Origin of the sequence: Leifsonia sp. (assembly GCF_051955155.1) — a bacterium.
Taxonomy (GTDB): domain Bacteria; phylum Actinomycetota; class Actinomycetes; order Actinomycetales; family Microbacteriaceae; genus Leifsonia.
Genome location: NZ_JBQCGZ010000076.1, coordinates 1 through 12,288, shown reverse-complemented (window position 1 = coordinate 12,288; position 12,288 = coordinate 1). Strand labels below are relative to the sequence as shown.

10 protein-coding genes are annotated in these 12,288 nt (G+C 71.9%); 4 read left to right on the top strand and 6 right to left on the bottom strand.

Features of this window, described 5'->3' with window-relative positions; all coding sequences use genetic code 11:
* Positions 1 to 34: 34 nt before the first annotated feature.
* The gene (locus ACTHMF_RS07385; protein ID WP_440316908.1) at positions 35 to 973 is read left to right on the top strand and encodes an alpha/beta hydrolase; all 939 of its coding nucleotides are present in this window, start codon (positions 35 to 37) and stop codon (positions 971 to 973) included.
* Between the two features lie 10 nt (positions 974 to 983).
* Complete coding sequence (locus ACTHMF_RS07380) at positions 984 to 3,143, top strand: S9 family peptidase (protein WP_440316907.1); 2,160 nt, start codon at positions 984 to 986, stop codon at positions 3,141 to 3,143.
* 25 nt (positions 3,144 to 3,168) lie between these two features.
* On the opposite strand, the gene ACTHMF_RS07375 is transcribed toward ACTHMF_RS07380, so the two are convergent.
* Both ACTHMF_RS07375 and ACTHMF_RS07370 read right to left on the bottom strand, forming a co-directional pair.
* Complete coding sequence (locus ACTHMF_RS07375; RefSeq protein WP_440316906.1) at positions 3,169 to 4,851, bottom strand: cell wall-binding repeat-containing protein; 1,683 nt, start codon at positions 4,849 to 4,851, stop codon at positions 3,169 to 3,171.
* A gap of 137 nt (positions 4,852 to 4,988) precedes the next feature.
* Complete coding sequence (locus ACTHMF_RS07370; RefSeq protein WP_314149085.1) at positions 4,989 to 5,813, bottom strand: aldo/keto reductase; 825 nt, start codon at positions 5,811 to 5,813, stop codon at positions 4,989 to 4,991.
* Between the two features lie 56 nt (positions 5,814 to 5,869).
* Between ACTHMF_RS07370 and ACTHMF_RS07365 the strand changes: the two genes are divergently transcribed.
* Together ACTHMF_RS07365 and ACTHMF_RS07360 are read left to right on the top strand one after the other, a co-directional pair.
* The gene (locus ACTHMF_RS07365) at positions 5,870 to 6,412 is read left to right on the top strand and encodes a type 1 glutamine amidotransferase domain-containing protein (RefSeq protein ID WP_314149086.1); all 543 of its coding nucleotides are present in this window, start codon (positions 5,870 to 5,872) and stop codon (positions 6,410 to 6,412) included.
* A 189-nt stretch (positions 6,413 to 6,601) separates the two neighbouring features.
* A complete protein-coding gene (locus ACTHMF_RS07360; RefSeq protein WP_314149087.1) occupies positions 6,602 to 6,883 on the top strand; it encodes a Fe-S cluster assembly protein HesB in 282 nt (93 codons plus the stop codon).
* A 62-nt stretch (positions 6,884 to 6,945) separates the two neighbouring features.
* Here ACTHMF_RS07360 and ACTHMF_RS07355 read toward each other — a convergent pair whose 3' ends face one another.
* From ACTHMF_RS07355 to ACTHMF_RS07340, 4 genes are all read right to left on the bottom strand, one after another.
* Positions 6,946 to 8,400: an APC family permease gene (locus ACTHMF_RS07355; RefSeq protein ID WP_440316905.1), complete on the bottom strand. Its 1,455-nt coding sequence runs from the start codon at positions 8,398 to 8,400 to the stop codon at positions 6,946 to 6,948.
* A gap of 82 nt (positions 8,401 to 8,482) precedes the next feature.
* Entirely contained in the window at positions 8,483 to 9,868 is a 1,386-nt protein-coding gene (locus ACTHMF_RS07350; RefSeq protein WP_440316903.1) for an LLM class flavin-dependent oxidoreductase, read from the bottom strand.
* 13 nt (positions 9,869 to 9,881) lie between these two features.
* Positions 9,882 to 11,093, bottom strand: a complete 1,212-nt coding sequence (locus ACTHMF_RS07345; protein ID WP_314149090.1) for an SfnB family sulfur acquisition oxidoreductase — start codon at positions 11,091 to 11,093, stop codon at positions 9,882 to 9,884.
* A gap of 149 nt (positions 11,094 to 11,242) precedes the next feature.
* Positions 11,243 to 12,288: ABC transporter ATP-binding protein (locus tag ACTHMF_RS07340; protein ID WP_440316902.1), on the bottom strand; the 1,046-nt coding region annotated here is incomplete at its 5' end.

Below are 12,288 nucleotides of genomic sequence, written 5' to 3'. Positions count from 1 at the left end.
CTCGGCACGCCGTCGGTTCGCTAGCCTGGCGGACGTGCGCTTCACACGGGACAGCCTGCTGGTCGAGGTCGACGAGGACACGCTGCGGGACGCGCGGGAGTTCTACGCGAAGCGCCCCTCTGGCCGCGGGCCGGCGAGCGAGGCGGAGCTGCGCGAGGTCCGCGCGCTGCGTGCCGCGACCCCGGAGGCGACGCCTCCCCCGACCGTCGAGATCGTGTCGGCCGGCGGCCGCGACGTCCCGGTGCGGATCTTCCTGCCCAGCGGAACACGGCCGGCGGGCGTCTACCTCGACATCCACGGCGGGGGCTTCTACATGGATGCGGCGGCCAGGAACGACGTGCGTAACCGCGAGCTGGCCGAGCGGCTGGGCTTCGCGGTCGTGAGCGTGGACTACCGGCTCGCGCCCGAGCATCCCTGGCCGGCCGCGCCGGACGACTGCGAGGCGGCGGCGCTCTGGCTGGCGGGGAACGCGCCAGAGCGGTTCGGGACGTCGCGGCTCCTGGTCGGCGGCCTGTCCTCCGGTGCGACGATGGCCATGACGACGCTGCTCCGGCTGCGCGACCGCGGCCTGGACGCGTTCGCGGGCGGTGTGCTCGAGGCCGGAACGTCGGACCTGAGCGGGCGCACGCCGTGGGGCGCCCGGATCGCCGACGAGTACTTCCTGGAGGCGTACTTCGGGCCGGACGCCGACCGCACGGCGCCGGACGCCTCGCCGCTGTTCGCCGACCTGCACGGCCTGCCGCCCCTGCTCATCGTGATCGGCGAGAACGACGTGATCCTGGAGGACAACCTCGCCCTGGCGTCCCGCCTGGCCCTCGCCGGCGTCGAGGTCGAGCTCCGCATCTACCCGGTGGCGCCGCACGGCTTCACCGGGCACCCCACCGCCCTAGCCCGCCTGGCCCGCACCCACACCGAGCACTGGCTGACCGCTCGCCTTCGACGCGGCGCCGGCACCCCCGGGACGCTTCGGTAGCCTGGGGAGCATGCTCACCCCTCCCGTCGCCCCGAAGAAGCCGACCGAACGCAGCCACCACGGTGACACCGTCATCGACGACTACGAGTGGCTGCGCGACAAGGAGGATCCGGCCGTCATCGCGCACCTCGCGGAGGAGAACGCGTACACGAACGCCCGCACCGAGCACCTGGCTGTGCTGCGCGAGCAGATCTTCGACGAGATCAAGACCCGCACCCGCGAGACCGACCTGAGCGTCCCGGTGCGCGAGGGCGACTGGTGGTACTACACGCGCACGGTCGAGGGGAAGCAGTACGGCATCCACTGCCGCGCCCCGATCGCCGGAGCGGACGACTGGGAGCCGCCCGCGCTCGACGAGCACGCGCAGCAGCACGGCCTGCCAGGAGAGCAGGTGCTGCTCGACGACAACGCGGAGGCGGAGGGGCACGAGTTCTACGCGCTCGGCAGCTTCGACGTGAGCGCGGACGGCACCCGGCTGCTCTACGCCGTGGACACCGAGGGCGACGAGCGCTACACGATCCGGGTGCGCTCGCTCGCCGGCGACGGCGCCGAGTACCCGGACGAGATCGCCGGCACCGCCGCGGGCGCCCTGTTCGACCCCAGCGGCGAGCACCTCTTCTACACGACGGTGGACGACGCCTGGCGGCCGGACACCGTCTGGCGGCACCGGGTGGGCCAGGGCCCGGACGGGGAGGCGGACGTCCAGGTGTTCCACGAGCCGGACGAGCGCTACTGGATCGGCGTCGGGCTCACCCGCAGCCGCCGGTACCTCGTGATCGAGGCCGGGTCGAGCATCACCAGCGAGGCCTGGCTGCTGCCGGCCGAGGACCCGACCGGCACGTTCAGCGTCGTCTGGCCGCGCGAGGAGGGCGTCGAGTACGACGTGGAGCACGTGGTCGCTGGCGGCCGCGACCGGCTGCTGATCGTGCACAACCGGGATGCGATCAACTTCGAGCTCGTCAGCGTCGCGGCGGACGACCCGCAGGGCGCGCAGCGCGTGCTGCTGCCGCACAACCCGGCCGTGCGCATCGAGGGCGTCGACGCGTTCCGCGACTTCGTCGCCGTCGAGTACCGCCGCGACGGGATGACCAGGGTCGCCGTCGCGTGCATCCCCCCGAAGCCGGCGGACGGCGCGACGGACGCCGCGGCGACCGGCGACGACACCCTCCACGAGCTGCACTTCGACGAGGAGCTGTTCACCGTCGGCGTCGGCGGCAACCCGGAGTGGACCCAGCCGTTCCTGCGCCTCGGCTACGGCAGCTTCGTCACCCCGTCGAGCGTCTACGACTACGACGTGCGCACCCGCAGCCTCACGCTGCGCAAGCAGCAGCCGGTGCTCGGCGAGTTCGAGCCTGAGCTGTTCGAGCAGCGCAGGGAGTGGGCGGCGGCCGACGACGGAACGCGCATCCCGATCTCCCTCGTCTACCGCCGCGACCTGGTCACGCCGGGCGAGCCGGCGCCGCTGGTGCTCTACGGCTACGGATCGTACGAGGCGAGCATGGACCCGTCGTTCGGCATCCCCCGGCTGAGCCTGCTCGACCGCGGAGTCGTGTTCGCGATCGCTCACGTGCGCGGCGGCGGCGAGCTCGGCCGGCTCTGGTACGAGAACGGCAAGAAGCTGCACAAGAAGAACACCTTCACCGACTTCGTCGCCGCCGGCCGGCACCTCATCGACCAGGGCTGGACGTCGCCCGACCGGATGGCCGCGCAGGGCGGCAGCGCGGGCGGCCTGCTGATGGGCGCCGTCGCGAACCTCGCACCGCGCACGTTCGCGGGCATCCTGGCCGAGGTGCCGTTCGTCGACCCGCTGACCTCGATCCTCGACCCGTCGCTCCCGCTGACGGTGATCGAGTGGGACGAGTGGGGCGACCCGCTGCACGACGAGGACGTCTACTACTACATGAAGTCGTACAGCCCGGTGGAGAACGTCCACCGCACGACGTACCCGCGCATCCTCGCCGTCACCAGCCTCAACGACACGCGCGTGCTCTACGTGGAGCCGGCGAAGTGGGTCGCGAAGCTGCGCGAGGTCGGCGCGGATGCGCTGCTGAAGACCGAGAGGGCGGCCGGGCACGGCGGCGTCTCCGGCCGCTACGCCGCATGGCGCGAACGCGCGTTCTCGCTCGCCTGGCTGCTGGATGTCGTGGGGGCGCACCCGAGCTACGAGTAGGGCGCGGGGCTCCTTCCGGCGCCGGTCAGCAGGCCAAGTTGAACGCGTCGGAGGCCTCGCTGCCCGGGCCGCCGACCAGCACGATGCTGCCGACACCGGTGTCGAACATGCCTTGGATGGTGCTCGCCGGGGAGCACGAACCGCGCGACAGCAGGAGGGCGCCAGGACGGGCGAAGGCGAGGACGGCGGTCGTCAGCCCGTCGGCGTAACCCAGCCCGTTCGCGAGGTACGCGACACCGGTCGGCTTCAGCGTCTTGGCCAGCGCGACCGCCGCCTCGAAGCGGTCCGCGCCGCCCGCCCTGGTCACGGTCATCGAGGAGCCGAGCGTGTTCGCGATCCCGGCCGAGACGCTGCCCGTGCCTCCGACGATCGTCACCGCGGTGGTGCCCCAGCCCGCGAGGATCGCTGCGGTCGCCGCGTCCGGCGCGGAGCGGGAGCCGTCGGTGAGCAGGACGGGTCGCCCCGTGCTGCCCGCCGCCGCGGCCGCGGCGAGCGCGTCCGGGTAGGCGGAGCCGTTGACGAGGTAGACGGCGGGGACGGACGCGCCGAACGCGTCCGCATCCACCGCTCGCGACACCTCGTAGCGGTCGGCGCCCCCGATCCGCTGCACCTCCGGCTGGAACGCCAGGGCCCTGAGCGCGCCGATCACCGCTTCGGACACGCTCGCCGGGCCGCCCGCGACGACGATGCGCGCGGGGTGCAGGCGCACCAGCTCGGCGGCCACGCGGCTATCGACGCGGTCCGGCGGAGTGAGCAGGAAGGTGCCGTGCTGGTGCACCGCTGCCGCGCCGGCCGAGAGGGCGTCGGCGAAGGCGAGACCGGATGCGATGTACGCGACGGGCACGCCGGCGGTCGCATCGGGGAACGCCTTCTTCGAGGTCGCCACCGAGGTCGAGTAGCGGTCGTTGTCGGAGACCCGTTCTGGGGTCGTGGTCGTCGGGTAGAAGATCGCGATCGGGTCGGAGGACTGCTCGATGACGGTCCCGGAGGCGAGCTTGGTCGTGATCCGGCCGAACATCGCGTGCCCGACCAGCGCCGCGGACGGGCTCAAGGACGACGACGACGCGCCCGGGATCCGCGTGGGCATCGCGCCGGGATCGCCGCTGGGATACCGCCACCACGAGTACGCGTCCGTGCCTCCGCTCGGAGCCGTCAGCCCCACGGTCACCGCCTGACCGAGGTTCGCGGAGTAGAGCGGCGACGACTGGAACCCCGTCCGCTTGGCGGGGACGGTCACCGTCGTGCACGTGAACACGACGCTCTCCGGCTCCGCCTGCAGGCTGTAGAGACGAGCACAGACCTTCAGGGTCCCGGTACCGGGCGCGAGGCCCTCGACATCGAAGCCCTGGTTCGGACCCACCGACGGGTAGACGCGCCGCACATCCGGACGCGGCTTGTCGAAGACGTTCCGCTCCGCCCAGGCGACGGTCGTGTGCGAGCCGTTCGCGCCCTGCACGAACAGCTCCACCCCGGACAGGTCGGTGTCGCCGTTCGTCCATCCGTCGTTGAGGTTCGCGGCCCAGCCGACCAGGTGCAGCAGCGGCCGGTTGTCCGAGCCGTGGTACGCGACGGCGATGGAGTCGATCGAACCGGCCGCGGCGAGCGGGTAGACGGTGCCGCTGACTGCGGTCGCGGGGGTCGCCGCACCCCCGGCGGCGATGACGGCAACGGCGGCGGTGATGGACGCGATGCGCGTGCGGATTCTCATGGTCCGGCTCTCTGCGACGCGGATCGCGGGCACCCCCCCGCGTGCCCTGCGCACGCGCGACCCGTCGCTCGGTCAGCATAGTGGCCCAGCGGTTCGTACAGCCAGAGGCACGGGCCCGCCGCGCGAGCGCCGCGGATTCAGCCCAGGTCGTCCGGGTCCTTCCCGGTGCGCTCCCCCGTCTCCAGCGCGGCGATCGCCGCCAGATCGTCCGCATCCAGCTCGAAGCCGAACACGTCGATGTTCTCGCGGATCCGCGCCGGCGTCGACGACTTCGGGATGACCACATTGCCCAGCTGCAGCTGCCAGCGGATGACCACCTGCGCCGGGCTGACGCCGTGCTTGGCGGCGAGCGCATCCAGCGTCGGATTGCCGAGGATGCGTCCGCGCGCGAGCGGCGACCACGCCTCCGTGACGATGCCCTGCGCCGCGTCGTACTGGCGCACGGCCGTCTGCGGCAGCCACGGGTGCAGCTCGACCTGGTTCACCGCCGGAACCGTTGACGTCTCCTGCGCGAGCCGCTGCAGGTGGTGGATGTGGAAGTTGGCGACGCCGATCGAGCGTGCCCTGCCCTCCTCGGCGATGCGTTCCAGCGCGCGCCAGGTGTCGACGTACTTGTCGTGCTTCGGCGCCGGCCAGTGGATGAGGAACAGGTCGACGGTGTCGAACCCGAGCCGTTCGAGGCTCGCGTCGAAGGAGCGCAGCGCGGAGTCGTAGCCGTTCTCCGTCCACCACACCTTCGTGGTGACGTAGACCTCGGAGCGGTCGAGCCCGCTGCGCCGGATCGCCTCGCCGACGCCGCGCTCGTTCTCGTAGAAGGCCGCGGTGTCGATGTGCCGGTAACCGGCGTCGAGCGCGGCGAGCACCGCATCCACGGTCTCGCCGTCCGGGATCTTGTACACGCCGAAACCCAGCTGCGGGATGCTCCCGCCGTCGTTGAGAGGCACCTGAGGGATGTTCGCCATGGGTTCATTCTGCCCCGCCGCCGGAGTACGGATGGGTGCGGACGAAGGGAGACGAGATGACACTCGAGAACAAGACGGTCGCATTCCTGGTGGGCCCGGAGGGCATCGAGCAGGCGGAACTGGTGGAGCCGTGGAAGGCGGTGTCCGACGCAGGAGGGACGCCGAAGCTGGTGTCGAAGGACTCGGGGACGGTGCAGGCGTTCAACCACCTCACCCCGGCGGACGAGTTCCCCGTCGACGTGACCCTGGATGCGGCCTCGGCCGGCGACTTCGACGCCCTGGTGCTCCCGGGCGGCGTCGCCAACGGCGACCAGGTGCGCACGTTCCCGGCGGCGGTGTCGTTCGTGAAGGCGATCGCCGACGCCGGCAAGCCGATCGCGGTGATCTGCCACGGCGGCTGGGTGCTGATCGAGGCCGACGTGGTGCGCGACCGCACCCTGACCAGCTGGCCGAGCCTGCAGACCGACTACCGCAACGCCGGCGCCGCCTGGCAGGACCAGGAGGTGGTGGTCGACGACGGGCCGTTCACCCTGGTCTCCTCCCGCAAGCCGGACGACCTGCCGGCGTTCAACCGCGAGCTGCTGCGCGCCTTCGAGTGACCCCGGGCGGCGTCTGCGGCGCCGGGTAACGCCTGCGCCGCGGCGCGACGGGGCAGACGTGACGGGACGCAGCACACGCGGGGCGGGCGGCCTCAATGTTTCCTGGCAATGGCGGCGGGCGGGGTTGCGGATGCCGGGCGGCGGCGGGAACGTGGGCCCCTCCTGGAGGTAACAACGGAAGGAGAGTACGTGCTCACCCTGACTGAGAACGCCAGCACGATCGTCAAGACCCTCACGGACCAGGCTCCGGACGACACCGCGGGCCTGCGCATCAGCAGCAGCAACCCGCAGAACACGGCCTTCGCCGCCGCGGTGACGCCGTCGCCCGAGCCCGCCGACGAGGTGGTCGAGTCCGGCGGTGCCCGCCTCTTCCTGGAGCCGGGCGCGGCGGTCGCGCTCGACGACAAGGTGCTCGACGCGCAGGTCGACGACCAGGGCGCGGTGAGCTTCGCCATCGGCGCCCTCGCGTAGCGGCCCGACAGGCGAGAAGGCCCCCGGCGGGTTCCGCCGGGGGCCTTCGTCCGCTCGGACGGCTACTCGGACGCCTCGTCCTCCACCACGCCGGCGTTGCGACGGAGCGTCGCGACCACCGGCCCGAGGGCGAAGGCGGCCAGCAGCAGGACGATGATGCCGACCGCGAGCGGGACGCTGCCGCCGACGAGGGTCGGCAGGTTCTGCACGATCAGCACCAGGAACACCACGAGGCCGACCAGGCCGAGCGCCGGCGCGACGGCACGCCGCCACAGGGAGACGCCCGTGCCACGGTTGCGGGCGAAGAAGACCAGGACGGCGACGCTCGTGATACCGAGCAGCAGGACGATCCCGACAGACGAGAAGCCGGCCAGCCACGTGTAGAACTGGTTGATCGGGTCGAGGCCCGTGACCACCCCGGCCAGAAGCAGGACGCCCACCACGACGCCGGCGGCGACCGACGCACGGTGCGGGGAGCCGAACCGCGCGTGCGCGTGGCCGAGGCGCCGCGGAAGCGCCGCGCGGCCGGACAGCGTGAAGATGTAGCGCGAGACGATGTTGTGGAACGACAGGATGCACGCGAACAGGCTGGTCACGAACAGCACCTGGATGATGTGCTCGCCGACCGTGCCGAGGTACTGCTGCGTCACGTCCGCGAGCAGCGTCCCGCTGTTGTCCGCAGCGGTCTTCACGGCCTTCGAGTCGCCGACGGCGCTGATCAGCGCCCAGCTGGACAGCGCGTAGAAGACGCCGATCAGCACCAGTGACAGGTACGTCGCGCGCGGGATGGTGCGGTCCGGGTCGCGGGCTTCGTCGCGGAACACCGCGGTCGCCTCGAATCCGATGAAGCTGAGGATCGCGAACAGGATGCCGATGCCCGGGGCGCCGGAGGCGATGGCGGACGGGGAGACGATGCCGGTGGAGAGCCCCTCCGGGCCACCTCCGGAGAACACGATCACCGCATCCAGGACGAGCACGATCACGACCTCCGCGACCAGCAGCACGGCGAGCACGCGGCCGGAGAGCTCGATGTTGCGGTAGCCGAGGAGCACGACGACGGCGAACGCGACCAGCGCGTACAGCCACCACGGGACGCTCGGCACGCCGTACGACTCCAGCAGCGCTCCGATCCCGGGGCCGATCAGGCCGAACACCGCCGCCTCGAGCGTCAGGTAGGAGAGCAGCGCGGCGAAGCCGGTGCCGAGGCCGGCGCTGCGGCCGAGGCTGCGGTCCACGTACGAGTAGAACGCGCCGGCCGACCTCACGTACGGCGTCATCGTGGTGAAGCCGACCGCGAAGAGCAGCAGGACGACGGTGGCGACGATGAACGTGAAGGGGAAGCCGGTTCCGTTGCCGTTCGCGATGCCGAGCGGCACGGGGCCGCCGATCACGCCGAGCGGGGAGGCAGCGGCCACCACCATGAAGACGATGGAGGCGACGCCGAGGTTGCCGCGCAGGCGGGAGCGGGCGGGGGCGGTCGCGGCGGCGGGCGCCGTCGTCTGGTCGTCGATGGCCATGGGTTTCCTCGGGGGGTCGGGTGGTGACGGGTTCGGGGGTGGGCCGACTGTAGCGGCGGCCGGGCGGCGCTGTCGCGCCGGGTTACCGAATGTTGCCGACGGGCTCGCCGATGCGCACCCGGGCGGCGGGATGCGCGGCGTCGACCCGCGGTCCGGCGCCGGTGAGCTTCTCCCGCAGCGTCCCCGGCCGGTAGGCGGTCTGGTAGCGGCCGCGGCGCTGCAGCTCGGGGACGAGCAGGTCGACGACGCCCTCCCAGGTCTCCGGGACCGCTGCCGCGGCGAGGTTGAAGCCGTCGACGCCGGTCGTGTCCACCCACTCCTCCAGCGCGTCGGCGACCGTCTGCGGCGAGCCGGCGATGACGGGCCCGTCACCGCCGATCCTCGCGTACTCGGCGATCTCGCGCACGGTCCACTCGCGGTCGGGATCGGCGGCCGAGAAGGCGCGGACGACCGACTGGATGGCGTTCGACTCCTGGTCGCGCAGCACGGCGTCGGGGTCCAGCCGGGAGAAGTCGATGCCGGTCCAGCCGGACATCAGCGTCAGCGCGCCCTCGGTGGAGGCGACCGCCAGGTACTCGTCGAGGCGGCGCTGCGCCTCCGCGTCGGTCTCTGCGACGATCACCGTCTGCTGGTTGATCACCGCGACGGCCTCGGGGGCGCGGCCGGCCTCCGCGACGGCCTCCCGCAGCGCCGACACCTGGCCGGCGAGCACCCGCTTGGACGGGGCGGCGACGAAGACGTTCTCGGCGTGCGCCGCCGCGAACGCGACGCCGCGGGGCGAGGCGCCCGCCTGGAACAGGAACGGCGTCCGCTGCGGGCTCGGCTCGCTGAGGTGGATGCCCGGCACCCGGAAGAACTCGCCGGCGTGCTCGATCGGGTGCACACGTTCCGGGTCGGCGTAGACACCGGTCGCGGGGTCCGCGACGACCGCGTCGTCGTCCCAGCTGCGCTCCCACAGCTTGTAGACGACCTCGAGGTACTCCTCGGCGATCTCGTACCTGCGGTCGTGCGCCTCCTGGCCGCTGACGCCCAGGTTCAGTGCGCCGCTGTTCAGGTAGCTGGTGACGATGTTCCAGCCGATGCGGCCGCGGGTGAGGTGGTCGAGCGTCGACATCCGCCGCGCGAAGGGGTAGGGATGCTCGAACGACACGCTCGCGGTGACGCCGAACCCGAGGTGCTCGGTCACGGCGGCCATCGCCGGGATCAGCTGCAGCGGGTCGTTGACGGGCAGCTGCACGCTGCCGCGCACGGCCGCGTCGCTGCTGCCGCCGTAGACGTCGTAGACGCCGAGCACGTCCGCCAGGAACACGGCGTCGATCAGGCCGCGTTCGAGCGTCGCGGCGAGGCCTGTCCAGTAGTCGATGTCGAGGTAGCGGCGCGACTCGTCGCGCGGGTGCCGCCACAGACCGGGCGAGAGGTGCCCGACCGTGTTCATGGTGAAGGCGTTGAGGCGGATCTGCCGGGACATGGGTCGGCTCCGCTCAGATCCAGGAGTGCCGCGCGGGCAGCGTGCCGTTGAGCACGTAGTCGCCGACGATCACCGGCTTCCAGCGCACCGGGTCGTGCAGGGTGTGCACGCGCGCGTTGCGCCAGTAGCGGTCGAGCGCCTTCGCGCCGAGCGTGGAACGGGTGCCGCCGAGTTCCAGCAGCCGGGACGACGCCTCCAGCGCCAGCTCCGTCGTGAGCACCTTGGCCCTGGCGACGGCGATGGACGCGGCTGCCACGTTCTGCTCGTCGGCCGCGGGCTTGGCCGCGTCCACCGCCTGCCCCGCCTTCTCGGTGAGCGCTTCGGCGGCGGCGAGGTCGATGTCCAGCCGGCCGACGCGCTCCAGCGTCAGCGGATCCTTGCTCGCCGAGTCGACGCCGCTGTCGATCCAGGGGCGGGCGGCGCGGACGGCGTCGTGCGTCTCCCGGATGGCGCCGCGGGCGATGCCGAGGTCGATCGCGAGCGTCGTGAGCTGGGCGAACGGCCCGGCGATGGTCGGGTTCTCGTACTCGGTGTGCATCGGGAACACCCGGTCGGCGGGGACGCGGAGCCCCTCCAGCAGCACGGTCCCGCTGGAGGTCGCCCGTTGGCCGAACGCCGACCAGTCGTCGACCACGGTGAGTCCGTCGCTGCCGCGCTCGGCGAAGACCAGCTTCTCCAGGCCGTCCTCGTCCACCGCGAGCACCGGGATCCAGTGCGCGTACGCGGAGCCGGTGGAGTAGAACTTGCGGCCGGTGACGACGACGTCCTCCCCGTCGGAGACGAGGCGCGTCTGGATCTCGGCGACGGTCTTGCCGCCGGCCTCGGAGAACGCATTGGCGAACCGGGCGCCGCCGAGCACGAGGTCGAAGAAGAACGCCTGCTGCTGCGCGGTCCCGGACAGCCGGATGTCCTCGACGAGGCAGAAGTGGTTCTGCGGGATCTGCCCGAGCGACGGCTCCACCGCGGACACGGTCGCGATCACGTCGGCGAGCGTGGCGTGCGACACCTCGGCGCCGCCGAAGGCGCGCGGGACGGTGATCGCCCACAGGCCACTGCCGCTGAACGCGTCGACGACCTCGTCCGGGATGCGCCGCTCCGCGTCGATCTGCGCGGCGTAGGGCCGCACCGACTCGGCGAAGTCCCTGGCGACGGCACGCGCCTCCGCATCCGAGGCGATGACGCGGACGCGCGGCGGGGCGGAGGTGACGGCGGTGTCGCTGGCCATGACGGATCCTTCGGTTCGAGGGCAGGGCCGAGCCACGTCGCGCGGCTCGCTGCCGGAACGCTACCGGGCACGCGCCCTCCGCTGCTCGCGCGCCGAAACGTGCGTTAACAGAGGGCGCCCGCCCGGTGCAGCGGACCCGTCGACGGCGACTACGACACCGGCGCCGGGGCGCTCTTCTCGTCCTCCTCGGTGGCAGCGCCGCGGAACTGGGTCATGTACAGGTCGTAGTACGCGCCCTTCCTCTCCAGCAGCGTCGCGTGGTCGCCCTGCTCGACGATGCGCCCGTTCTCCATCACCAGGATCGTGTGCGCGTCCCGGATGGTGGAGAGCCGGTGGGCGATCACGAACGAGGTGCGGTCGCTGCGCAGCGCGGCCATCGCGTGCTGCACGAGCAGCTCGGTGCGGGTGTCCACCGACGAGGTCGCCTCGTCGAGGATGAGCAGCGACGGGTTCGCGATGAACGCCCGCGCGATCGTCAGCAGCTGGCGCTCGCCGGCCGAGACGTTGCTGCCGTCGGCCTCGATCATGGTGTCGTAGCCGTCCGGCAGCTGGCGGACGAAGCGGTCGACCATGGTCGCCTTCGCCGCGGCGATCACCTCGTCGTCGGTGGCGTCCAGCCGGCCGTAGCGGATGTTCTCGCGGATCGTCCCGGAGAACAGCCACGCGTCCTGCAGCACCATGCCGACCTGGCTGCGCAGCTCAGCGCGGGACAGCTCGGTGGTGTCGATGCCGTCCAGCCGGATGGTGCCGCCGTTCAGCTCGTAGAAGCGCATGATGAGGTTCACCAGCGTCGTCTTCCCGGCGCCGGTCGGACCGACGATCGCGACCGTGTGGCCCGGTTCGACGGACAGCGACAGGTCGCGGATGAGCTCGGTCTCCTGGTCGTAGGAGAAGTCGACGTGGTCGAGCTCGACGCGGCCGTTCGCGCGCTCCGGCAGGTGCTGCGTGTCCGACTCCGGGATCTGCTCCTCCGCGTCCAGGAACTCGAACGTGCGCTCGGCCGACGCGACACCGGACTGCAGCATGTTCGCCATGCCGGCGATCTGCCCGATCGGCTGCGAGAACTCGCGCGAGTACTGGATGAAGGCGGTCGCGTCGCCGATGGTCATCTGGCCGGCGGCGACGCGCAGGCCGCCGACGACCGCGATGAGCACGTAGGAGAGGTAGGAGACGAAGTTCATCGCCGGCATGATCA